Annotated in this window: 15 protein-coding genes; 11 read left to right on the top strand and 4 right to left on the bottom strand. The window is 39.6% G+C overall.

What is annotated here, in order from left to right:
* Positions 1-429 precede the first annotated feature (429 nt).
* The 4 genes from K6V26_RS12890 to K6V26_RS12875 are packed head-to-tail and all read left to right on the top strand — an operon-like array spanning position 430 to position 8029.
* Positions 430-3630 carry a SusC/RagA family TonB-linked outer membrane protein gene (locus K6V26_RS12890; RefSeq protein ID WP_224265522.1) on the top strand — a complete coding sequence of 1067 codons (3201 nt, stop codon included), beginning with the start codon at positions 430-432 and terminating at the stop codon, positions 3628-3630.
* A gap of 57 nt (positions 3631-3687) precedes the next feature.
* Positions 3688-5625, top strand: coding sequence for a RagB/SusD family nutrient uptake outer membrane protein (locus tag K6V26_RS12885; protein ID WP_046147423.1), 1938 nt, complete (start codon positions 3688-3690; stop codon positions 5623-5625).
* A gap of 28 nt (positions 5626-5653) precedes the next feature.
* Positions 5654-6853 (top strand): DUF5000 domain-containing lipoprotein, encoded by a 1200-nt coding sequence (locus K6V26_RS12880; RefSeq protein ID WP_224265521.1) that lies wholly within the window; start codon positions 5654-5656, stop codon positions 6851-6853.
* 18 nt (positions 6854-6871) lie between these two features.
* The gene (locus K6V26_RS12875; RefSeq protein ID WP_224265520.1) at positions 6872-8029 is read left to right on the top strand and encodes a DUF4998 domain-containing protein; all 1158 of its coding nucleotides are present in this window, start codon (positions 6872-6874) and stop codon (positions 8027-8029) included.
* A gap of 83 nt (positions 8030-8112) precedes the next feature.
* On the opposite strand, the gene K6V26_RS12870 is transcribed toward K6V26_RS12875, so the two are convergent.
* The 4 genes from K6V26_RS12870 to K6V26_RS12855 all read right to left on the bottom strand — a co-directional run bounded on the left by K6V26_RS12870 (position 8113) and on the right by K6V26_RS12855 (position 13697).
* Entirely contained in the window at positions 8113-9237 is a 1125-nt protein-coding gene (locus tag K6V26_RS12870; RefSeq protein WP_224265519.1) for a DNA polymerase III subunit, read from the bottom strand.
* An 89-nt stretch (positions 9238-9326) separates the two neighbouring features.
* Positions 9327-10367: a DUF4249 domain-containing protein gene (locus K6V26_RS12865; RefSeq protein WP_224265518.1), complete on the bottom strand. Its 1041-nt coding sequence runs from the start codon at positions 10365-10367 to the stop codon at positions 9327-9329.
* A 5-nt stretch (positions 10368-10372) separates the two neighbouring features.
* Positions 10373-13051 carry a TonB-dependent receptor domain-containing protein gene (locus K6V26_RS12860; RefSeq protein WP_224265517.1) on the bottom strand — a complete coding sequence of 893 codons (2679 nt, stop codon included), beginning with the start codon at positions 13049-13051 and terminating at the stop codon, positions 10373-10375.
* A 58-nt stretch (positions 13052-13109) separates the two neighbouring features.
* Positions 13110-13697 (bottom strand): RNA polymerase sigma-70 factor, encoded by a 588-nt coding sequence (locus K6V26_RS12855; protein WP_224265516.1) that lies wholly within the window; start codon positions 13695-13697, stop codon positions 13110-13112.
* A gap of 108 nt (positions 13698-13805) precedes the next feature.
* Between K6V26_RS12855 and K6V26_RS12850 the strand changes: the two genes are divergently transcribed.
* From K6V26_RS12850 to K6V26_RS12820, 7 genes are all read left to right on the top strand, one after another.
* Positions 13806-14807 (top strand): FecR family protein, encoded by a 1002-nt coding sequence (locus K6V26_RS12850; RefSeq protein ID WP_007658342.1) that lies wholly within the window; start codon positions 13806-13808, stop codon positions 14805-14807.
* 231 nt (positions 14808-15038) lie between these two features.
* The gene (locus K6V26_RS12845; protein WP_224265515.1) at positions 15039-18362 is read left to right on the top strand and encodes a TonB-dependent receptor; all 3324 of its coding nucleotides are present in this window, start codon (positions 15039-15041) and stop codon (positions 18360-18362) included.
* A gap of 16 nt (positions 18363-18378) precedes the next feature.
* On the top strand, positions 18379-20190 hold the full coding sequence (locus tag K6V26_RS12840; protein ID WP_224265514.1) for a RagB/SusD family nutrient uptake outer membrane protein: 1812 nt from the start codon (positions 18379-18381) through the stop codon (positions 20188-20190).
* A gap of 81 nt (positions 20191-20271) precedes the next feature.
* The gene (locus K6V26_RS12835) at positions 20272-21450 is read left to right on the top strand and encodes a glycosyltransferase WbsX family protein (protein ID WP_224265513.1); all 1179 of its coding nucleotides are present in this window, start codon (positions 20272-20274) and stop codon (positions 21448-21450) included.
* Between the two features lie 29 nt (positions 21451-21479).
* Complete coding sequence (locus K6V26_RS12830; RefSeq protein ID WP_122329115.1) at positions 21480-22649, top strand: glycosyltransferase WbsX family protein; 1170 nt, start codon at positions 21480-21482, stop codon at positions 22647-22649.
* A 550-nt stretch (positions 22650-23199) separates the two neighbouring features.
* Positions 23200-23853: an RNA polymerase sigma factor gene (locus K6V26_RS12825; RefSeq protein WP_122329116.1), complete on the top strand. Its 654-nt coding sequence runs from the start codon at positions 23200-23202 to the stop codon at positions 23851-23853.
* 168 nt (positions 23854-24021) lie between these two features.
* Positions 24022-25044: a FecR family protein gene (locus K6V26_RS12820; RefSeq protein WP_128134545.1), complete on the top strand. Its 1023-nt coding sequence runs from the start codon at positions 24022-24024 to the stop codon at positions 25042-25044.
* Positions 25045-25152: the final 108 nt, after the last annotated feature.

Below are 25152 nucleotides of genomic sequence, written 5' to 3'. Positions count from 1 at the left end.
AGGTTTCTCTTTTGCCATATTTTTTCACAATTTCATATTTGTTGTTTAAAGGTATCCTCAGTCCTTGTGGAACTATGTTAATTTAATCCGGATTGTTAATTGTTACAAATATCCGTATTAAATAAAAATCACAAGTTACAAAAATGATATTTAATATAATAAAACTGGCACTATCCCTAAATAAGTTTCGAAAGTCATCTTGAAAACAGATATGTAATCCACGGAATCTTTTTGTGTTAACTATGTGTTAAATTGTTAATGTATTGATATACAATGTATGTCTTCTTTTTTGTATTTCTGATATTAACATAGTTCCACAAGAACTAATAGTCAGTAACATAAATGAAATAGCTTATGAAGACATAAAATGAACCTATTCAATAGTATCAGTAATTAACATATTTAATTGTTAAACTTAATATCAATATAATGAATAAATCTATATGCAGTAATATAAAAGGAAAAGCTGTATCCCTAACTATTCTATGTGTTTTTAGTTATACAATATCTTTTGCGTCGGTTAATGTAGGAGTAGATAGGGGTAAATCAGCTTCAAGTAGGATTATTCCGAATCAGAGTCAGGCAACCTTCAATTTAAAAGGAAAAGTAATTGATGATATGGGAGAGCCTCTTCCCGGTGCAAATATAGTTCTCGTTGGTGGCACAAGAGGTGTTGCCACAGATATCGACGGATCATTTGTGATCAGTGTTTCGGTTGGTGAGAAACTGACTGTTTCTTATCTGGGTATGGAAGATCAGATTGTAACGGTCAAGGATAAGAAGGATCTTGTAATTACGATGAAACCCAAAACGGATGAACTGGAGGAAGTGACTGTCGTTGCTTTTGCCAAACAAAAGAAGGAAAGTGTTATCGGATCTATTACAACCTTGAATCCATCGGAATTAAAAGTTCCTTCCAGCAACCTGACTACGGCAATGGCCGGACGTCTGTCCGGAGTGATTGCCTATCAACGAAGTGGCGAACCGGGAAAAGACAATGCTGAATTTTTTATTCGTGGTGTGACTACTTTCGGTTATAAAAAAGATCCTCTTATTCTTATTGATAACAATGAGGTTACTACCACGGAATTATCCCGCATTCAGCCGGATGATATCGCTTCTTTTTCTATTATGAAGGATGCTACAGCAACAGCCCTTTATGGGTCTCGTGGTGCTAACGGTGTTATTTTGGTAACGACGAAAGAAGGAGCGGAAGGGGCCGCCCAGGTAAGTATCCGGTTGGAAGGTTCTATGTCGCAACCGACAAAAATGGTGGAACTGGCCGATCCGATAACCTATATGCGTCTCCATAATGAAGCCGTTTTGACACGTAACCCGATGGGAGCACTACCTTATTCGCAACAGAAGATAGATAATACGATTGCCGGTGTGAATCCGTACGCTTATCCGGCTACGGACTGGTATAACGAACTATTCAAGAATAATACATTCAACTACCGTGCCAACTTTAATGTAAGTGGTGGTGGTAAAGTCGCTCGTTATTACATTGCCGGCAGTTATATTTCGGATAAGGGCGTATTGAATGTCGATAAAAAGAGCAGTTTCAATAATAATATCAACTTGAAACGATATATGCTTCGTGCCAATGTAAATATCAATGTTACCAAAACGACAGAAGCTGTCGTTCGTTTGAGCGGTGCATTTGATGACTATACCGGACCGATAGATGGTGGCGATCAGCTGTTCGCAAAAGTAATGCGGACTAACCCTGTTTTGTTCGCCCCTTCTTATCCGGCTGATGAAGCAAATCAGTATACCAAACATATATTATTCGGTAATGCAGACAAGGGACAGTATAATAACCCGTATGCAGATATGTTGAAAGGATATAAAGATACGCAAACATCTCAGATGGCAGCTCAGTTCGAATTGAAGCAGAATTTGGATTTTATCACAGAAGGATTGTCTCTTCGTGCTATGTTCAATACAAATCGATATGGTTATTTTGATGTATCTCGTCAATATGTACCATTCTTCTATAGAATAGGTTCCTATAATAAGTTGGAGGATACCTATATTTTGGCCCCCCTTAACGAACAGGATGGACGTGAAACATTAGACTTTGTTCCCGGTAATAAAGTAGTTAGTTCTACAACTTATTTTGAAACGGCTGCTAACTGGAATCAAACTTATAATGAAAAGCATGCTGTCGGTGCTATGTTGGTTTTCACACTTCGTCAATCCCTGACTTCCGACGCCAATACATTACAACTTTCATTACCTTCACGCAATGTGAACTTTGCCGGTCGTGCTACTTATGCTTATGATTCGCGTTACTTCCTTGAAGCAAACTTCGGTTATAACGGTTCCGAACGTTTTGCCAGAAAGGAACGTTTTGGTTTCTTCCCTTCAATGGGACTTGGTTGGCTTGTTTCTAGTGAAGCGTTCTGGAATGACGATTTGAAGAAAACGATTAATAAATTGAAACTGAAAGTTACTCACGGGTTATCCGGTAACGATGCGATTGGCAGACCTGAAGATCGTTTTTTCTATATTTCGGAAGTTAATATGAATAGCGATGGTAAGCAATCGTCGTTCGGTACTTATGGAAATTTTGGAGGACGTACGTTGAATGGTGTTTCGATCTCTCGTTACCCGAACGAGGATATAACCTGGGAGACTGCCCGGAAAACCAACCTGGGTGTAGAGTTAGGACTATTTGATAAATTGGAATTGCAGGCGGATTATTTTATGGAATCCCGTTGGAATATTTTAATGTCACGTGCTTCTATTCCTACAACTATGGGGCTTCAGGCTGATGTAATGGCTAATGTGGGAAAAGCTAAAAGTAGTGGTATCGACCTGTCGTTGAACTATAACCATATGATTAATAATGATGCCTGGTTGACGGGGATGGCTAATTTCACTTATGCTACCAGTGAGTTTACTGCTTATGAAGAGCCGGATTACAGTGCAACGCCTTGGAAGTCGAAACTGGGGACTTCCCTGAATCAGAATTTCGGTTATGTGGCTGAACGTTTGTTTGCAGATGAAGAAGATATCCGTAATTCGCCGACTCAATTTGGTAATTATATGGCCGGTGATATCAAATATAAAGATATCAATAACGATGGTAAGATTACCGAATTGGATATGGTACCGATGGGTTATCCGACCAGTCCGGAAATTGTTTATGGTTTCGGTCTGTCCGGAGGATACAAACAATGGGATTTGTCTTTCTTCTTCCAGGGATTGGCTCGTGAATCATTCTGGATCGACACATCAACGGATAACGGAACTCTACCTTTCCTCAACGGACAGAATGCTTTGTTAAAAGCATATGCAGATGATCACTGGTCTGAAGATAATCGTAACTTGTATGCTTTGTGGCCACGTTTATCTTATGAAGCTGTAGAGAATAATCAGAAGCCGTCTACCTGGTTTATGCGTAATGGTTCATTCTTGCGTTTGAAATCATTGGAGTTCGGATATACAGTTCCGGCCAATGTACTTAAAAAAGTCTTTGTAAAGAACTTTCGTATCTATTTCAGCGGCACGAACCTGCTAACATTTAGTCCTTTCAAATTGTGGGATCCTGAAATGGGTGGAAATGGTTTAGGATATCCGGTTCAGCGTGTATTCAATTTGGGAGCTCAGATTTCCTTCTAACGAGAGTTGTAACGAGTTTTGTCTTATTTGATTCTATTAATCAATAAATTAGTTTACATGAAAGCATTCTATAAAATATTAATGTTTACAGCATTAATACAGGTATTTACCTCGTGTGACGGTTATCTGGATTTAGTACCGGATAACGTAGCAACGGTTGAGTCAGCTTTTACGAATCGAGCTGCAGCCGAAAAGTTTTTATATACTTGTTATAGTTATCGTCCGCAGTGGGGGGATTTATTTAATGACCCGGCGATTAACGGTGGTGACGAGACATGGCAGTTCTATCCGATAGCATCACATGTATTTCCAACGTTTACATCTTCTTATCTACAACGTGGTTTTCAAAAACTAGATGATCCTTATCTGAATTTTTGGGATGGTCTACAAGGTGGTAAAGGCTTATTCATTGGTATCCGTGATTGTAATATCTTCTTGGAGAACATAGCTAGTACGGTTGATTTGGAAGAATCTGAACGTATTCGTTGGGTTGCTGAAGTGAAATTCTTAAAGGCATATTATCATTATTATCTGTTGAAATGCTATGGTCCTATACCTATTATAGATGAAAACCTACCAGTTTCTGCTTCACCTGAACAGGTTGCGGTTTATCGTGATAAAGTGGATGATGTGGTGACTTATGTAAATGATCTGATTTTGGAAGCTTTGCCTGATCTGCCGGATTATAAAGACATGGTTATGAGTATTGAAGGCGGTCGTGTTGATAAACAGATAGCTTTGGCTGTTCGTGCAGAGATGTTGGTAATGGCTGCCAGCCCTTTGTTCAATGGTAATACAGAAATGGCAGGACTGATAGATAATCGCGGGACAGTCTTGTTTAATCAAACGTATGATCCTGAAAAATGGAAAATTGCTGCAGATGCTTGTAAAGAAGCGATAGAAGCTTGTCATGGCGCCGGAAAGAAACTGTATACGGAAATTGAACCGATCACAGTGACTCAACATCCTGTGTTCCAATTGCAGACCATGTTGCGTCAGGTTGTTTGCGAACGTTGGAACTGTGAGTTGATATGGGGAGGTACGAATAGTCAATGCAGGGATCGTTCCTATCATTCGACCCCTCGTGTTGTACGTATCGATGCAGGAATAATCAATACAATCAGTGCTCAATGGGCTCCGACAATTAAAACAGTGGAACGTTTTTATACATCCAATGGTGTCCCTATGAATGAAGATAAACAGTGGAGCAGAGAGGGATGGTATGATAAACGCTATGAATTACGTTCGGAACCTTCCTCCGGAGATGAGAAATATTTTGTAAAGGAAGGACAACGTACTTGTTATATGCACTATAACCGTGAACCTCGTTTTTATGCCAGCATAGGTTTCGACCAGGGAATCTACTACGGAAACGGGAAAAACGACTTCGAGTCATGTAACTATACCAACTTTTTAAATTTGGGGTGGTCCGGTTACCAAGGGGGTAGTTCCTATTCTATAACCGGTTACGCTCCGAAGAAAATGGCCAGTTATAAAAACGGTGTTACTAACAGTACTATTGCAGAACCGGAATATTACCCTTTTCCTGTTATCCGTTTGGCTGATCTTTATTTGCTTTATGCGGAAGCATTGAATGAATATTCCGGTCCTTCGGCAGAAGTGTATGAATATATAGACCGGATTCGTGAACGTGCCGGATTGGAGGGGGTAATAGATTCATGGAGTAAATATTCTACCGATCCGTCTAAACCGACGACAAAAGAAGGTTTGCGTAATATTATCCATGATGAAAGAACGGTTGAGTTTGCTTTTGAATCCAAACGTTATTGGGATATTCGTCGTTGGAAGCAGATCGATACTTATAATATACAGCCTCAGGGGTGGAATATCATGGGTGAGACACCTGAAGACTTTTATAAGTTGCAGAATGTGGCTGAAGTTCCTGTAAAAGTTACGGTGAAAGATTATTTTATGCCTATCCGGGAGACGAATATTATTACTAATAAAAATCTTGTACAAAATTACGGTTGGTAATAAATTCAATATCTAATACATTATAATAATGATGAATATGAAAAATAAGATTATACTGTCTGTCATGACGCTAGGTTTGATCACTTGGTCATGCAGCGAATCTCCAATAGGACAGCAACCTATAGATTCCATTGCTCCGGGGGCTGTCTCGAATGTGAATGTAAAAAATATTCCCGGAGGGGCTATTCTTAGTTATACTTTACCGGATGATGAAGATTTGCTTTATGTTAAAGCCGTTTATAACTTAAAGGAAGGGTTGGCTGAAACTAAAAGTTCTCTTTATACGGATACGATCAAGGTGGTGGGTTTTGGCGATATGGAACCGCGTGAGGTTTCGCTTATAGCAGTGGATCGGAGTCGTAATGAATCTGCTCCAGTGAAAGTAACGGTGAATCCTGAAGAACCTCCCGTGTTGACGATCGGTAAGACACTTGATTTGGTACAAGATTTTGGGGGGGTACAAGGACTGTGGACAAATAACAACCGGGATGAGGTGACAGTTCATATTGTACGTAAAGATGAATATGGAGATTATCAACCCTTGGAAACATTTTATACGACTGTTATAGAGGGGAGTGGAGCTGCCCGTGGTTTGGATACTATTCCAATGGATTTCGGAATCTACGTGAAGGATCGTTGGGGAAATATCAGTCCGACTCTTTATAAAGAGTTGACACCTATGTTTGAAACCTCATTCGATAAGACTAAATGGTCCGATGCTAAATTACCGAACGATATTGGTGAAGGAGCTGGTTGGGGGATGTCTCGTATATGGGATGGCATTTATGGTCCAGGTGATAATGGGTTTAGTTCGCCGGGTGGAACCGGGGTTTGGCCTCAATCGATTACTATTGATTTAGGAGCGGTAGGTAAGATCAGTCGTTTATTACTCTATCAACGTGGAGATGCTTATATTTTTTCTGAAGGAAACCTGAAACAGTTTGAAGTTTATGGTGCTACAGATCTGGATCCTACAGGTAATTGGGATAGTTGGACATTGTTGGGTACTTTCGAATCTGTAAAACCTTCAGGGCTTCCTTTAGGTCAGCATTCTTCGGAAGATGATGACGTTGCTCTTGTGTCCGGCGAGAATTTTATTATGCCGTTGGATGTTCCACCTGTTCGATGGATTCGTATAAAAGTGCTTAGAACTTGGGCAGGCGGTGATAATTTCCAGATAGGAGAACTGTTTGTGTTTGGAGACAACAGATCTGAATTATATCAATAATTATAAAAAGAACAGTTTATGAAATTCAATAAAGTATATTTTGCATTACTGATGCTATTGGCAATCGCCAGCCAGTCATGTACGGATATGAATGATCTTACTGACAAGTATCTTGACGAAGGAGAGATCGTTTATGCTGCAAAAGTGGATAGTGTAGGTGTTCGGGCAGGCGAGAACCGGATTCAATTAGACATTTATGTAAAAGCTCAACGTGTAGAGAATTTACGCGTTTATTGGAATAATTATGAAGACTCTGTCGATGTCGAGATCGGTGGAAAGACTGGTGTTTTTCCTGTTATACTCGATGATATGCCGGAAAGCGGATATCTGTTCCAGTTGGTCAGCTTCGATAAGTTCGGTAACCGTTCGTTGGAATATGAAGCTACCGGATCTTCTTATGGAGAGAACTATAAGAACGGACTTTCTAACAGAAGTTATACTACCGAATTTACCCGTTATGATATGGAAGGTGATTCGATGGTGATCTATTGGGGAGGAACAGTCAGAGGGGCTATCGGTATGGAGTTGCAATATACCGATATTTCTGATAAAACGGTCCGTATGGAAGTTCCGGCTGATGCTTCTACTACTACCTTATATAAATTAAAAGGAAATGTGAGTTATAATTTACGTTTCCTGCCGGAAGAGAATGCCATAGATACTTTCACGACTGTTTCTAAAAGTATACCGATTTATTATGAAAGCCCGATAGACAAATCCAGCTGGAAGATTGTCGCTTTTAGTTCGGCTTCGGCTTCTCCTGAATGGCCGGCAACGAATGCTATCGATGGAGATATTAATACTCCGTGGCATACGGAGCATAATCCAACGGCTCCTTTCCCTCATTATTTTATAGTGGATATGGGAGAAGTGATTGATATATCGAGTTTTGAAGTATATCGTCGTATGGACGACTCCGGTGGTGCCCAACCGACGCATCAGATATTCTATGCCGAATCGTTGGCTGATCCGACAGACAGTAATGATATGGGATGGAAGGACTATGGCGTTTACTCTTTAGATAATGTAGTCGATATCCCTCAGTTTTCAAGGGCGGCTAATGTTGTTAAAGCACGCTATTTCATGTATTATGTAGGATCAAACTCCCGTTCATCATATGCTTATATCGGTGAGATCGGTGCTTATTCTCCGGCTGGTGATGGCTTGATTCATTAGGCTTTATTTATTATTCGGCAGTCAACAGTAACTGATTCACGGTTAGTTACTGTTGACGCTGGATTTTTTAGAATAATTTTTGCTTACCGTTTTATCAGAACCGTCAGGCGTAACGAAAGATCGAAAAAGACCATTTTGGCATTTACATTCTGGGTAATATGCCGTTCTGCTTTTGCCAGCTCTTCCATGATATCGAATACATTCCGTTCGTTAACAAAAGGGGCGAATTTTACGGCAAAACCGGATTCGTCCATATTCATATAATTCAGGTCCGGTGACTGGAAACGGTACATAAAGTTTTCACGTATCAAATGCTGGCAGTATTGCAGGAAGTTCTTTTGCCGTTCGCGTCCGATGCCGGCAAGAATATCGGCCATCGCCTTCATCCCTTTGACGTTACGTGCCCACGAGTTACGCATCATCGCCTTGAACTGCTCCAGATAGAAACTGTTTTCTTCACTCAGGCTGATCGCTTCTATGGCTTTCAGATAACTCCCGTTTGCCAGGTGAGCCACATGTTTTGCATCGTCCGGCGCCAGTCCGAATCGTGTTATCATAGCAGCTGTTATAGCCTCCGGGTGGATGGAACGGACATTGATTCGCTGTGCACGTGACAGGATCGTTCCTAAGATCTGGTCCGGTATTTCCGATACCATCAGGATGACGGTATTCAAAGGAGGTTCTTCTATCACTTTCAGAAGTTTATTCGCACAGGTCGGATGGAGCTTTTCGGGCAGCCAGACCAACAGGATACGATAAGACGCCTCGTATATTTTCAAATTCAGTTTACGGATGATTTCGTCACTTTCCTTCGAATAGATGATGGCCTGCGAATTGCCGGCATCGATGTAATCCAGCCATCCGTCGATATTGAAATAAGGACGTTCTTTCAGGAAACCGCGCCATTCGGTCAAATAATCGTCGCATACTTCTTTTTTCTTTTCCTTTTTGGCAACGATAGGGAATACAAAATGCAGGTCTGGGTGCGCCAGTTCGTTAAATTTCAGGCAGGACGGACATCTCCCGCAGGCATCAGTCTCGGTCCGGTGCGTACAGTTCAGATAACGGCCATAAGCCAGTGCCAGAGGAAATGCTCCCGCACCTCCCTGTTCCGTGAATAGCTGGGCATGAGGCACAACACCTGTTTGTGCTGAATGGATAAGTTGTTTTTTTATTTCTTCCTGACCGATTATATCTTTGAAGTACATGAATGTTCCTTTTGTATTATCAGAACAAAGGTACAAATAATCGGAAGAAATAAGAAATACTGGCTTCCGTATATATCCGGAGATGGCTTTTATTTGTCTTCTTTCTTTGGAATATAATCTCCCAGATTGATCTTTATGTTAGTACGCTGGCAGGCTCCTAAGATACCGGTGCCGTTATTTACATTGGTATAAACACGAAGCGGTTCGGCCAATCCTATGTTAGACAGGCTACCGGATAAAGTGCTGGCACTGATTTTTTCCAATGATAACAAATATTGATAATAAGATTCGGAGAGAGCATACAAGTTAATGCTTCTTTCTTTCAAATCCTGAACACTATAATGTGCCTGTATCAGCTCTTTTACCTGGATGGTATATTCTTTTCCATCAATAAGTTCGTCGGTAAATACACGACCGCCCCGTCCGTCTACGCCGTCATAGCCTAACGTCCCGTCGATAGTGGAATTTACACTGTTGAATATGGGGTCGATATATTGAATGTCTCCTTCCACCCATAACTGGTAGTAATTCGCTTTACCCGGTGTGTCCCTGAAGGTTATGTAATACTGAAAGGCATAATATTCATTATTATAAGTTATATTGCCAGGGGTATTATTTTGTATGCTGTAAGGATCTCCGGTTTCTTTCCGGCAACTGACCTCTATCTTTTCGATCGGAACCCGTTGAGGAACGACGTCTTCTGCCCATGCAGATCCGTACTCGGGTGTGGTAGCCACTAGTTTGACTTTATCACCGGCCTGCGGAATGACCGTCGATATGAAAAAGGTATCCGGTGCTTGATGCTCTTCGACACTATCCAAAGCCTGCCATTTCATATCTTCTTTGTAAGTTCCGTTTATGTAAAGTTCAACCTTTGCATTTCTTAATTTTATACTTGAAATTTCTGTTTGCCCGTTCCAGCCATTGTATTCAGGTTCGAGATTGTCCAGATCTGAGAAAAAATAGGTGCGGGTAATGCTCGCCCGGATAACGGTATCGGGGGATATAGGGCAGTTAATGACGATTTTAGGGGTAGTACGATATTTCTCCACGTCAATTTCGCGGTAACAGAAAGTCAGGATAGATATGAAGCCTGACAGGACAGATAACAGAAGTATTTTTGTTTTCATCTTGTTCAGAATTTATAGGTGTATGAAACTGATGGTATGATAGGCAGAATACTCATCGTTTCGAAATAACAATAATAATTATACCAGAAACGCTTTTTTAAGGTAATCGCATTCATATGGCAATATACATTATATATACTGATATTCCAGATACCCATGCATCCGTTCTTTTTAGGACGATAAATATTGATACCCAGATCAAGCCGGTGATAAGTCGGCAGGCGGAAATTATTGCGTTCGGTGAAATATTCAAGTCCTCCCGGTGTATTCATAAACGGAGGAATAGGAGCTACGTCGGATGGAAAATGTGCCTGTCCGAGGTCTTCGTAATTTTCGAAAGAAGCGGTAAGGCGGTTTCCCGTCATAAATGTCCAGCTGCCGGTTAATTCTACTTTGTCGCTTAGTTTCCAGTTGGCCACAACATTCAGTTTGTGACGGTTGTCAAATTTGGCAGGGTAACGTTTACCGTCATTTATTTCAGCAAACTGGCGGTCTGCCCACATCAGTCCGTATCCTAACCATCCTGTGACACGTCCGGTTTCTTTCCGGGCAATCAGCTCTACCCCGTACGACCATCCTTTGCCCTGGGCCAGTTTATCTTCCCAACCGATGAATGACGGGAGGAAATTATATCCGTCTTTATAGTCGAGAATATGATTCATCCATTTATAATAACCTTCTACTGAGAAAGAATAGTCGTTGTGCAGATTGTAATAGGCGCCGGCCGATACTTGGTCGCTGACCAACGGGCGGAGTTTCTTACTAACCGGCATCCAGGTATCTGTCGGCAGACTCATATAACTTTCGTTTATCTGGTGAATGTACTGGCTCATCCGGGCATAGGATGCTTTCAGGCTTAGATGGGGATTGATCAGGAAGCGGGAAGATATGCGGGGTTCCAGCGAAGTATACGTTTTTTGACGGACATTGTAAAGACTGAAACGTATCCCGGCATTCAGGCGGATAAAATGATTGACTGTCCAGTCATCTTCTGCATAAACAGCCAGTTCATTTGCTGATAAAGTCTCTTTCACATCTTTGACTTCCAGTTTCTCATAATCGCCGGTCACTTCATTTTGGGTATATTCCGGGCGGAAATGATGATAGATGTAATTGCTACCGAAACGGACATGATGGGCAGGAGCGGGCAAATAGTCGAAATTCATTCGGAAACCCAGGTCGTTGATACCATTTTCAGTCGATGTATTTCTTTTACTTTTCTTATACTCTTCATCGTCTTTTTTACCTGTCTGGTTTTCCTCTATTCTTCTTATGGAGGAATTATAACGTGTGTAATAAGCCGAAATATTACTGAACATTTTATGATTCATCACATAAGACCATCCGGCGGAGGCAACGGTATTTCCCCAGCGTAATTTCCCGATATCTTTCGATTCGTAGTAGAGATTATCATCACTCGTTTTATAATCGGTACTTCCTCCTTTTAGAAAATCTTGTCCGAAATAAAGGTTGACATATCCTTGGCTGCGGTCATTGAAGTGATGGTTTACCTTCATGTTGATGTCGGTGAACGCATATCTTCCCGTTCGTTTTTTTCCATCCTTTTTCTCTATTCTGTTCCAGATGGCAAGTGCCGGAGCTGTCAGCACATCGAACCAGGAGCGGCGCAGGGATGCATTGAATGATGTTTTATCTTTGACGAGCGGACCTTCAAAATTAATGTTTCCGGAAGTGAGGCCCAGCATGGCGCTGCCATGATATTCTTTCATATTTCCATCTTTGGTATGTACGTCGACTACGCTTGAAAGTCTTCCTCCGTAACGGGCGGGAAAAGCCGATTTGTAAAAATCGACATCTTTCAGAGCCTCGGCATTAAAAGCGGAAAAGAGTCCTCCCAGGTGGTTTACCTGGTAAAGGGGAATGCCGTCTATCATATAGAGGTTCTCATCGCCATTGCCACCCCGGACGTACATACCAGCCAAACCTTCCGTTCCTGCCGAAACACCCGGCTGTGTCTGCAAAGTCTTGATCACGTCCGATTCTCCGAGAAGGGTTGGGATTGATTTTACTGTTTTCTGTGAAATCTTCAATGTCCCCATCTGGGGAGTGTATACCGGATTTTGTGAAGCATTTGTTCCGGTAACGACTATTTCCTGAAGTTCTTTACCGCTTTTGAGCAGTATTTCCATGACCGTATCTTTTTTCAGATCATTCAAATGATATGCGAAGCGCTGGTAACCAATATAAGATGTTTCCAGCTGGATATCACCTTGTTGTACGGTCAGACTGAAAAAACCATGGTTATTGGTTGCTGTCCCTTCCTGGGTTTTGGGATTGTAGACGGAAGCACCGATAAGGTATTCGGTTGTATATTGATCGCGGATAAAGCCGCTGATCGTAACGAGATTGCTTTTTCTTCGTAAGATAATAAATTTTCCTTTTATAGTATAGGTGACGGAGAGATCCCTGAAAAGCATATCAAGACAGGTACGCAACGGAACCTGATTTACCTGCAATGTTACTTTCGGAATATCTTTGATAACCGAAGATTCGTAAGAAAAGGACAACTCCGATTGCTTTTCGATTATCACAAGAACTTCAGGTAGAGGAAGATTGCTGATATTCAATGTGATAGTAGGTGCTTTGTCGGCTTCGACAGCATTTGCCGGATACAGTATACCGAGTGACAACAGCAAGATAAACAATTGGATAAATAATTTCATTCTATTTCATCATAAATGATTAATGTGTCAAGATAAAGAATAATATATATTTTTTCTGTTAAACCAGATGAATAAAATACAGGAGGGGCAGATAATCTTTTAATTCTTTGCGTAAAATCTTTAAAGCCTGCTGTATCCGATAATCTATGGTTTTGCTAGAGACTCCTGCCTGTTCAGCTATATCCTTGTAACTCATGTGCTGGAACCTGTGCATGACAAATGCCTGGCGGTAGCTGTCCGGCAATTTATTTATAGCTTTTTTGAGCAATTCCCTTAGTTCTGTAATCTGGTAATAATCGGTCTCCTGTAACATTTCCTGCATCTGCTCGAAGAAGACGGTGTCGGCTTTACTTTTTGCTTGTAGACTGGCTATTTTGTTAATTGCTCTATTATATATTATTTTAAACAGATATTGGCTGAGTGATTTTTCGATAACCAGCTCTTTGCGGGATTCCCATAACCAGAACAGAACATCCTGGACAATCTCCTCAGAATCTTCTAATGAAATAAACTTGTGGCAATATGCGCACAACATCGGGTAATATTTCCGAAACAAGAAGGTATATGCTTCTCTGTCTGACTGACGTAATGCTGACAAAAGAAAATTCTCATTCTGGTATTGTTTGTTATGTATACTCCCTTTCATATGTTTTTCTTATCTAAGAGCAAATATCATAATTTTTTTTGAAAAAAGTCGATTTCTGTTTAGGAACTCATCCGATCCCACCTGTCATAATAATAAAAGGTGATTTTAATGAGCGAAAAGAATATAGATATTGTAGAGGAACTTCTTCCCCGTTATTGTGAAGGCAATGTGTCTGCGGAGGAAAGGGAGAAAGTTGAAAAATGGATCCGTCAATCTGAAGAGCATTATAAAATAGCCCGGCAGATACAACTGATCTATTTGGCATCGGATACTATCTCTGTCATGGATCGGGTAAATACGGACAATGCTTTATCCAAAGTAGACAACCGTATTTTCAGAAGCCAACTAAAGGCGTTGTTTATATGGGGGCAGCGGGTGGCTGCCATATTATTCATCCCGTTGCTGGTTGCTTATCTGTTGCAAGTACTTATTCCTGAAAAACAGGATATCCGTATGTTGGAAGTCCGGACAAATCCGGGTATGACGACCAGCCTGACATTACCGGATGGTACAAAGGTTAATTTGAATTCCGAGTCTTCACTGGTATATCCGGAGAGTTTCGAAGGGGAATTCCGTTCGGTCCGCTTGGAAGGTGAGGCTTTCTTTGAGGTCGTAAAGAATCCGGAAAAGCGGTTTGTTGTAACCACTCCTTACAATGCCAGCGTGGAAGTGTTGGGTACTTCTTTTAATATGGAAGCATTTAAATGGGATTCTATTGTCTCGACTACATTGATAAGCGGGAAAGTCGCATTCATTTCCAAGTCCGGACAGGTGGATATAAAGCCGGGTGAAAAATTGGTTTATAATATCCAGACGAATCGGTCGGATATATATCAGACAAGCGGGGAAGCTGAGATATCCTGGAAGGATGGAATGATTATTTTCAAGAAGACTCCTTTTGAAGAAGCATTGCGTATGTTGACAAAGAGGTTTAATGTGGATTTTGTAGTGTCAAATAATAAATATGTAAAAGATTTTTTTACCGGATCATTTACCAATCATCGATTGGAACAGATATTAGACATATTCAATGCTTCTTCCGGAATTAAGTGGCGTTATATTCCGTCGGAAAACAAATTGGATAGAAAAAGTAAAGTAGAAATCTATTAAAAATGAAAGCGTATGGCAAACGGACCTCCTGAAACAAAAACATTCGGATAAATATTGGCGTATTTATCCGAATGAAATGAGTTAACTGAAAGAAACCTGTTTGGCGACAGGTTCGTATCAAATCATTTTTTCCTTAAAAAAGTACACAAAGTTATGCAAAAATTATCTATTACCCAATTTCGGTGGGTGACAATGTCACTTGGGTTAACCTTAAAAAAGATTCCATTGGTTATGAAACTGTTTTTTGTCTTTATGCTAAGTTCAATTAGCTTATTACATGCCTCTGGTAGCTATGCACAAACTGCCCGGATAAGTTTGGAAACGAAAAATCAAACAGTGCAGGAAGTGTTGGAACAGATAGAAGCGAAAAGTAATTTTTCTTTTTTTTATAACAATCGTCATGTCGATTTGAATCGTAAAGTATCGGTATCTGTCGACGATGCTGATATATTTAAAATACTGGATGCCGTTTTTTCCGGGACCAATGTCGGTTATTCAGTAGTAGAGAACCGTATTGTATTATCTGTAAAATCATCAAATCCTGTTATTTTCCAAAAAGGGAATAAAATTACAGGGACAGTTGTCGATGCAGCCGGTATACCTATTATTGGAGCCAATGTAATGGTAAAAGGAACGACAAATGGAGCTGTTACAGATATAAACGGAAAATTTTCATTGAATGTAGAAAAAGGCGATCTGTTGGAAGTGTCTTATATCGGTTATCTTTCTTATGAACAGAAAATCGGTAATGAACAGGCATTGGCTATCACATTAAGGGAAGATACCAAAACATTGGATGAAGTAGTCGTTGTCGGATATGGTATCCAGAAAAGAGGGAACCTGACAGGTTCTATTGCTACGGTTAAAAGTGAAGAAATGACAGTAGCTCCGGTTTCCAGTACTATAAATAGTTTAGGTGGTAGATTGCCAGGGTTGGTGTCTCAGCAGACAAGCGGACAACCAGGGGCGGACCAGGCCACTATAAAGGTGCGTGGATTTGCGGATAATGCTATTTGGATTGTAGATGGAATAGAAACTGATTTTAACCGGGTTGACCCGAACCAGATTGAGTCTATCAGTATACTGAAAGATGGTTCCGCCTCAATTTATGGAGCTCGTGCCGGTAATGGCGTTGTTTTGGTAACAACAAAGAGAGGAGTTGTCCAAAAACCGACTATTGCTATTAATTCATCCATTACTTTTCAAGGTATTACTACTATGCCTAAACCTGTTTCTTCGGGAGATTATGCGACTTTGAAACGGGAAGAATGGCTTCAGTCCGGTAAACCGGAGTCGACCGCTCCCTATACGGAAGAACAAATACAGAAGTTTTATGACGGAACAGATCCGCAGTATGTAAATACCGATTGGTATAGCGAATTGATCAGAAACTGGTCTCCATTGAACCAGCATAATATATCGGTACGCGGAGGTAGTGAGAAGATTAAGTATTACGGCTTTTTGGGGTATTTAGATCAGGAATCTATCTGGAAAAATAATGGAGGGGATTATAAGCGTTATAATTTACAATCGAATATCGATGCCAATATCACGGATCAGTTATCATTGCAGTTGGACTTGTCTTTCATAAAGTCTGATAATATGACAACAGTCCGTGGACAGTCTGCAGGGGAAAATACAGTTTGGCAGGACTTTTGGAATACGTTGCCTATTTATCCGGCTCATTTGCCTGATCCGACGAGAATCTCTTATGCCGATGGAAAGGGAACAGGGGGGGCACATGTTACGTCTAATACCGATTTATCCGGATATACAAAAGATGAAAAGCTAACTTTAACCGGTACAATCGCTTTAAAATATAGTATAAAATGGGTAAAAGGACTTTCTGCTAAATTTTTTGTTAATTATTATGATGATATTAAATTCCAAAAGAGATTTAACAGACCATCTTCCTTTTATAGATATGATGTGGCGAGTGACACATATATCAGTGCAGGTGGATTGGGAAATTCGGCTCAATTATCGCAACGGGATGATCGAAGTAAAATGCTGACCAGACAATTTTCTGTTAATTATGATAATACGTTGGCAGAAGATCATACCCTGTCTGTTTTGGCTCTGTATGAGGCGATTGATTACTCCGGCAACTGGATGTCTGCCAGCAGGGAAGATTTGCTGACTCCTTCTATAGAGGAATTATTTGTCGGTAATACAGAAACAATGAAAAATGACGGAGCTTCATCGGAGATGGGACGTAAGAGTTTTGTCGGAAGATTCAATTATTCCTATAAGAATAAATATTTGTTGGAAACAACATTAAGAGCGGATGCCTCGGCTAAATTTGCTCCCGGACACAGATGGGGCTTTTTTCCGAGTGCTTCATTAGGATGGAGAATCACAGAGGAATCTTTTATGGAAAATACCAAATCTGTATTGGATGATTTGAAGGTTAGAGCAAGTTACGGACGTTCAGGTAATGATGCTGTGGGTAACTTCCAATATTTATCCGGTTATAAATTAAATGGGTATTATCTGTTGGGAGATAAAAGTATGTCCGGTATTGTGACGACAGGATTAGCTAATCCTATTTTGTCCTGGGAGAAATTTGAAATATGGAATGTCGGTTTGAATTATTCATTCCTGAATCAATTAATTTATGGGGAAGGTGATGTCTTCTACCGGAAGAGATCGGGTATCCCGGCTAAACGTTCTATGAGTTTATCTCCTACATTTGGTGCAAGTTTTCCGGATGAGAATATTAATAGTATGACAGACAGAGGGTTTGAACTTATTGTCGGTAGTTCAAAAAACTTTAAAAATTTCAGTTATAATATTAGTGGTAATATTTCGTGGTCCAGAGCAAAATGGGATCATTATGAAGAACAGATGTATACAGATCCTGACCAGAAAAGGATAAATCAGAAGTCCGGACAATGGATAGATAGACAATTCGGATATGTATCAGACGGATTGTTCACTTCTCAGGAAGAAATTGATAATTTGGGTTTTGATCAGGATAATAAGCAAAATACATCTTTGCGACCAGGCGATATTCGGTATGTGGATGTAAATGGAGATAAAGTGTTGGATTGGAAAGACCAGGTTGAGATAGGTAAAGGAACTATGCCTCACTGGATGTACGGACTGAATGTCGATCTGAAATATAAAGATTTTGATTTTGCTGCTCTTTTCCAGGGGGCTTTCGGATATAACAGCAATATTACATTGTGGCATAATACATTGACCTTCCCACAGGAGCTGTATGATCTTCGTTGGTGTGAGCAAAATAATGTATCGGATGCTCTTTATCCCCGTTTGGGAGGTGCTGCTACCAATGGGTATACGTCTGATTATTTTTATAAAAAAGCGGGTTATTTGCGTCTGAAATCGTTGGCTATCGGATATAATTTGCCAAAAGAGCTTTGTACAAAATTATTTATTAAGCAATGCAGAGTGTATTTCGCAGGTACCAATTTGCTGACATTCGATAAGTTAGGAAAATATCATATTGACCCGGAGGCTCCTTCCGGACAAGGCGGATACTACTATCCTCAACAAAAAACTCTTTCTGTAGGTCTTAATTTGTCATTCTAATAAAAAGTCTAATCGTATGAAAAAAATATTTTTGTCATTAATGATAATTGCTTCATCTCTTGTTTCCTGTTCAGACGTTCTGGACAAAACCCCGTTAGATATCATCTCTGATGAAGCTGTATGGAATGATGAAGCTTTGATTGAAGCTTATTTGGTTCAATGTTATTTTCATATGTCTTATTTTGGCAATGAAAGTGGCGGTAATGGTTGGCAAGGTGATGGTTATTTTCCTGCATTTGTTGTGAATCATGTGTCTGATGAATGCTTGTCTCAATGGAGAGATTGGGGAGAAGCTATGACCGGATATAATTATAAGTTTGGCGGACTAAAAATAGATGGTGGTTTGTTGGACTGGTGGGGATATGATCCTATCCGTAAGATCAATGAATTTATAGAAAAAGTCCCTGAATCTCCGTTAAATCAGGAACTTAAAGGTACTCGAGTGGCAGAGGCTCGTTTTTTGAGAGCTTTTTCTTATTTTGCCATGGTAAAGCGTTATGGCGGTATTCCTTTGATCCTGAAAGCACAACAGTTGACTGATCCTGAGGAAGAATTATATCCTAAACGGGATACGGAAGAAGCTGTCTATAATTTTATTATATCTGAAACAAGTGAAATCGCTAATGAGTTGCCGGAAGAAGCCGGAAGCGGAAACCTGGGACGTGCAACGAAATATGCTGCTTTGGCTTTGAAGTCGCGGGCTGCTTTATACGCTGCAAGTATTGCACAGTTCGGTAAGGTGCAATTGGATGGAGTTGTGGGAATCCCAGCAGAAAAAGCTAAGGATTTTTATCAGATATCTTATGAGGCTTCCAAGGAGATCATAAATAGCGGGAAGTTTGCTTTATATAATCAGGATGCGGATAAAGTAACAAATTTTAAAAATATATTTTTAGTTAAAAATAATAGTGAGGTTATCTTTGCTAAAAGACATGATAGTTCCAATGGCTTGATCACCGGAGGAAATGGATGGGCAGTCGATTTCTTTCAGTGCCCTCGCCCCCAGGGTTGGAACAGGGGTAACTTGGACGGCCCTTATCTGGAGTTGGTAGAAGAGTTTGAACATATAGATGGAACTTCCGGAAAACTGAACCGTTCAGAAGTAGAGAATGGCCTGTGGACTATGGATAAGTTGTGGGGGAAAAAGGATCCTCGTTTCTTCGCAACGATATATACACAGGAAACTCCATGGAAAGGTAGCTATGTGGATTATCACAATGGATTACTTTTACCTGATGGAACAATTATGACGAAAGATTCTTACGATGGAGTGTTATGTACTGGTGATCAGGATCTGGAAGGAACTTGTTTCGGGGTAATGAAATATTTGGATGAATCTCATGATAATATGGCAGGAACTGAGTCTGCATGGGCTACTTCTTCTCAGGATTTCTTATTGTTCCGGTATGCGGAAACCTTACTGAATTTAGCAGAGGCCGCTTATGAATTAGGTAAGAAAGGCGAAGCATTGGATGCAATCAATCAAATACGGGAACGCGCCGGTATTGCCCCGCTAAAAGAAATCAGCCAGGATAAGATACGTCATGAAAGAAAAGTGGAACTGGCATTTGAAGGACATCGGTATTGGGATGTCAGACGTTGGAGAACAGCAACAACAGAATTATCAAGAAGTTTTTCAGGTCTTCGATATATTTTGGACTATTCCAGCTACACGGATGATGAGAAAAAATATAAGTTGGAAATTCTGGACAATATTGACGGAAGTGTTTCTGCGCCATTGTTTAAAGAGGAAAATTATTATTTGCCTATAACTTTGAGCAGGACATCCAGTAATCCTAATATGGTAGAAAATCCGGGATATAAATAGAGTAAGAGAAGAGAATAGCCGATTTTCTTTAAATTTGGCTATTCTCATGAAAAATATGTGTTTTTATAAAATGTAGAAAATATGAAAAATCGATTGTGTTTATTATTTGTGTTTTTATGTTGCTCGATCCTTTTGTTTGGACAAGGAAAGAAGCAGAAGTATGATATAGCTGCATTCCTTTATCCGGCGTATGCTTCTGACGATCCGCGTTTACGTCCGTTTTGGCCGATAGGGATAGGTGAGTGGGAAACTGTTATGACGATGCAAAAGAGAAATCCCGGACATTATTGGGACCGCAAACCTCTGTGGGGGTATATTAATGAAGCAGATCCTTCGGTTATGTCGATGGAAATAGAACAGGCAACAAAGCATGGTGTAAATGTTTTTATTTTTGACTGGTATTGGTTTGATGGCCGTCCGTTTATGGAGACAACGTTGGATAATGGTTTCCTGAAAGCTGATAATGTGGATAAAATGCAGTTCTATCTGATGTGGGCAAACCATGATGTGGTGAATGTCTGGGATACCCGTTTGGCTAGAGTCAAAGAAGATAATGTGATCTGGACCGGCAAGGTGGATCGCCAGGAGTTTGAAAAGATTTGCAAACGTAATATCGAGAAATATTTCAAACATCCTCAATATTATAAGATAGATGGAAAACCTGTTTTTATGATTTACGATATACCACAGTTGATAGCGGGTCTGGGAGGAATCGAAGAAACAGCAGATGCTTTGGAATGGTTTAAGAAAGAAACGAAGAAGGCAGGGTTTCCAGGGCTTGAGTTGCAGATAACGATGTGGTCCATAAATATGAATTATAGTGGGTTCGATGCCGGGAAAACAACGAATCCGGAAAATTCATTTGTAAAGAAATTAGGATTCACCAGCGGAACTCATTATCAGTTTGCTCATTTTACAAATGTAAATGAAGATTATAATGTCATTATGGATGCTGTTGAAAAAGAATGGGAACGCATTGATTCTTCATATGATTTCACTTACTATCCTCATATAAGTGTGGGATGGGATAATAGTCCCCGTACAGGTGTTAGTGCAGTAGTGAAGAATAATACACCTGAGAACTTTGAAAAAGCGCTTCGCAAAGCAAAATCTTTTGTTGATCGGCATCCGAAGCAGAAACCGCTGATAACAATAAATAGTTGGAATGAATGGACGGAGACCAGTTATCTGATGCCTTGTAATGTATTTGGGTATGGTTACTTGGAGGCTGTTAAACATATATTTGTGGATGAAAAATAGAATGATCATTTTTAATTAAGATAAAATATATGAGATATTATTATATACTGAGTGTGTTGCTTTTGTTGAGTTCTTATGTGTTTTCCCAGCAGAATGAGTCAAAGTATGATGTCGCAGCTTATATTTGGCCGGCTTATCAGGACGATCCACGTTTTAAGGAGATGAATGTTTTTCCGGATGGAAAGGGAGAGTGGGAAGCGATCTATAAAGCTAAACCGAAATTTGAGGGACATCGACAACCCAGGGTTCCTTTGTGGGGATATTTGGATGAGGCTGATCCGAAGGTTCAGGAGAAAGTAATCGATACGGCTCTGGAATATGGTGTTAATACATTTATCTTTGATTGGTATTGGTATGATGATAAACCTTTTTTGGAGAGAACGTTGAACGATGGTTTTCTGAAAGCCCGGAATAATGAAAAAATGAATTTTTATTTAATGTGGGCTAATCATACGCATACCACTTATTTAGATCCCAAAGAACCGGATAAAAGTAAGGTGTTCTGGAAAGGAGAGGTGGATTTTGATATTTTTGATCGTTTTACCGATCATGTTATCAAAGACTATTTCATGAAGCCTAATTATTACAGAATAGATGGAAAACCTGTTTTTGCTATTTATGAACTAGGAACATTCATCAATGGTTTGGGAGGAATGGAAGAGGCTAAAAAGGCATTGGACCATTTTAGGGTAAAATGTGTAAAGGCGGGTTTAAAAGGAGTACATCTGCAAGCCATTTTGTGGGGGGCTCTTCCTTCAACGCTGTCTGCAGTTCCGGGTGATAAATCGGAAACACAGGATAATACAGTCAAATATTTAGGATTTAATAGTTTGACTAATTATCAATGGTGTCATTTTGTTCCGGCTAATCAGGATTATGCTTCGTGGGGAGAAAAAGCTGTTTCCAAATATAAAGAATTCAGTGAAAGTTTCTCTATCCCTTATTTTCCGCATGTTTCTATCGATTGGGACAATAATCCTCGTTTTCCGGGTGATCCTCAGCCTGCTGTATCAAATGTTACACCTCAAAAATTTGAGAAATTCCTGTATAAAGCAAAAGAGTTTATAGATAAACATCCGGATCAGACTCCTTTAGTAACGATTAATGCCTGGAACGAATGGGGAGAAGGTAGTTATCTGGAACCGGATACAGAATTTAAATATGGATTTCTGGAAGCAGTTAAAAAGGTTTTTAAATAAGACTTCCCGATCCTAATCATATAATTCAGCTCAAAAGGATATTGAAATGTCCCTTTGGGCTGATTTTTGTTTGTATTGAAAATCAGTGAACTGGTTGTATCTTATCAAAGATGCATTTTACTATATAAATTAGTAGCAGAAAAGGATATACTGCCAGATCCATAGTAATGAATAGTATGTATTTCATTTCTTTTTTCTTTTAAATTCCACCTGTAAGACTGAAATATTTCAAAAACCCCTATCAGCCTGACAGATTTTTTGTATTTGTATGAAAAGAAGATGAGCAAAGGCATTAAAAAGATGCATCTGGGTTTGAAATTGGTGTAATTTAACAAATAAGCTTTTGAGTGAACTAGAATTTTGTCTGGAAACTTGATGTGATTTATGTTTAATATGATAATTATAAGAAGGAGGAGAAGCATCAGTCTGACAATTTGATAAAAGATTTGTCATGTTATATGTGTAGAAATAATTAATTTTGTAATTATTTTGAAATATTGGTTCGGAAATAAATACCTACATTTGTTTCTTATAATAATCTAATTTAATTATGACTCAGCTATCAGATATAAAAATATGGGATTCCTGTCTGAATGGAGACCGGAAGGCTTTTGCTGAGTTGTACAGGCGATACTATCCTCTATTATATAACTATGGATGTAAATTTTGTGCAAATAAAGAACTTGTAAAAGACTGTATCCAGAACTTTTTTGCCAAGTTAATACAGAATTATCATAAATTATCTGCCACCCAATCTGTTAAAGGCTACCTGCTTCTGGCTTTTCGCAACAGACTTTATGATGACCTGAAATATGAAAATTCCCGTTCAGATATGTTTCTTCCTTGCATAGATGATCTTTTATCTTTCGATAAGAGCCTGATTCCTTATCCTCCGGAAGATGAGTCGTCTGATGACTTTATAATTATGCGGTTAGCTTTTCTTGAACTTTCACCACGGCAGCAGGAAATTCTTTACCTTTATTATATGTTAGGTGCCAGTCATTCGGACATTGCTGATATTCTGAATATAAACTACCAGTCGAGTAAGAATTTGCTTTGCCGCTCTTTGTTAAAACTGAAAGAGTTGTTTTTCATTAAACTGAAAGATTATAAGGGTCAGGCAGACTGTAAAGAAGAGGAACTGGATGTTTTTTCTCATCTGGCTGAAAATTTCAAATGGTTTCATGTCGAACTAGCCAAGTAAACTTCCCTGAAAAACTTTTTTTCGCAAAAGTGATAATTTCTTATTTTCGTTGAGTACGATCTCTCTATCCTATCGTTTTAATAGTGTAAATACAATAGAAACGTGTATAGGAAAGATAACATATCAAATAATTATTTTTTCAGAAAGGCCAGACGGTCGGTCGGCTTGATGAAGAAAATAGAGCAGGTCAGCCGGAAAGAAATAGATGACTCGTGGAATGCTGTAGAACAAATACTACAGGCGTCAGAACAGGAGAAAATAAAGAAAACGAGATACCGTCTTGTGTGGACTTCTGTGGCCGCTATGCTGGTTTTAGGAGCTGCCGTTTTCTCTACATTATATCTTATACCTTCCGAATCTTCTCTGGTTGCTGCATTACATGAAAGTAGCATGCTGGCAGACAGTACGACGGAAATATCTTTGATTACTTCCAGTAATCATTTGAAGTTGGAGGATGAGTCTGTTCTTAACTATGATTCGAATGGGAAAGTTTCTATTAATAAACAACAAGTTCAGTCTGTGAGGAATGTCGATGCCGCTAAAAATGAAAAAGAACTGAACCATATCATTGTTCCCAAAGGAAGACGTATGAACATTACTTTTGAAGACGGAACCAAGATATATGTGAATGCAGGCAGCCATGTCATATACCCCGCCGTATTCGATAAGAAAAAGAGGGAGATAGCAGTGGAAGGTGAGGTTTATCTTGATGTGGCACGCGACCCAAAACGTCCTTTTATTGTGAAAACAGGAAAATTCGATGTTAAAGTATTGGGAACCGTATTCAATGTTACGGCATACAAAGAAGATAAATCGGCATCGGTGGTATTGGTGAAGGGATGTGTTGAAGTGGAGACAAACACTAAAGAAAAGGTTATGATGTCACCAGATCAGCGGGTCAGTATTACAGATGGAAAAACATCGACAGAAAAAGTTAATGTTTTTAAATATATATGTTGGAAAGATAACTTGATGTACTTGAAGAATGACCGTACGGGAGATGTTTTAAATCGTGTCGCACGATATTATGGAGTAAATATCAGATATGACGAACAGGTTGCGGATATTCCTATTTCCGGTAAGCTTGATTTGCGGGGGGATATAAATTCTGTACTTGATGTTATTGAAGAATCGGTTTCTGTGAAATTTGTTTGTGACAGTTCGGGTGGTTTCCATTTATCATTGAAATGACAAATAAAATTATTAATTAAATAAGACAGCCTATGGGTATATCGAATTGAAAAACAAAAAAGATCGGATAATATTAGCCGTATTACCCGATCTGGAAAATTCTCTAAA

It is taken from the genome of Parabacteroides goldsteinii, from assembly GCF_020091425.1.
In the GTDB taxonomy this organism is placed as follows: Bacteria; Bacteroidota; Bacteroidia; order Bacteroidales; family Tannerellaceae; genus Parabacteroides; species Parabacteroides goldsteinii.
This window is presented reverse-complemented; position numbering and strand designations above follow the sequence as displayed.

Coding starts and splice junctions, on each gene's coding strand:
- K6V26_RS12890 (WP_224265522.1), top strand. CDS start 430: ATGAATAAATCTATATGCAGTAATATAAAAGGAAAAGCTGTATCCCTA.
- K6V26_RS12885 (WP_046147423.1), top strand. CDS start 3,688: ATGAAAGCATTCTATAAAATATTAATGTTTACAGCATTAATACAGGTA.
- K6V26_RS12880 (WP_224265521.1), top strand. CDS start 5,654: ATGATGAATATGAAAAATAAGATTATACTGTCTGTCATGACGCTAGGT.
- K6V26_RS12875 (WP_224265520.1), top strand. CDS start 6,872: ATGAAATTCAATAAAGTATATTTTGCATTACTGATGCTATTGGCAATC.
- K6V26_RS12870 (WP_224265519.1), bottom strand. CDS start 9,237: ATGTACTTCAAAGATATAATCGGTCAGGAAGAAATAAAAAAACAACTT.
- K6V26_RS12865 (WP_224265518.1), bottom strand. CDS start 10,367: ATGAAAACAAAAATACTTCTGTTATCTGTCCTGTCAGGCTTCATATCT.
- K6V26_RS12860 (WP_224265517.1), bottom strand. CDS start 13,051: ATGAAATTATTTATCCAATTGTTTATCTTGCTGTTGTCACTCGGTATA.
- K6V26_RS12855 (WP_224265516.1), bottom strand. CDS start 13,697: ATGAAAGGGAGTATACATAACAAACAATACCAGAATGAGAATTTTCTT.
- K6V26_RS12850 (WP_007658342.1), top strand. CDS start 13,806: ATGAGCGAAAAGAATATAGATATTGTAGAGGAACTTCTTCCCCGTTAT.
- K6V26_RS12845 (WP_224265515.1), top strand. CDS start 15,039: ATGAAACTGTTTTTTGTCTTTATGCTAAGTTCAATTAGCTTATTACAT.
- K6V26_RS12840 (WP_224265514.1), top strand. CDS start 18,379: ATGAAAAAAATATTTTTGTCATTAATGATAATTGCTTCATCTCTTGTT.
- K6V26_RS12835 (WP_224265513.1), top strand. CDS start 20,272: ATGAAAAATCGATTGTGTTTATTATTTGTGTTTTTATGTTGCTCGATC.
- K6V26_RS12830 (WP_122329115.1), top strand. CDS start 21,480: ATGAGATATTATTATATACTGAGTGTGTTGCTTTTGTTGAGTTCTTAT.
- K6V26_RS12825 (WP_122329116.1), top strand. CDS start 23,200: ATGACTCAGCTATCAGATATAAAAATATGGGATTCCTGTCTGAATGGA.
- K6V26_RS12820 (WP_128134545.1), top strand. CDS start 24,022: ATGAAGAAAATAGAGCAGGTCAGCCGGAAAGAAATAGATGACTCGTGG.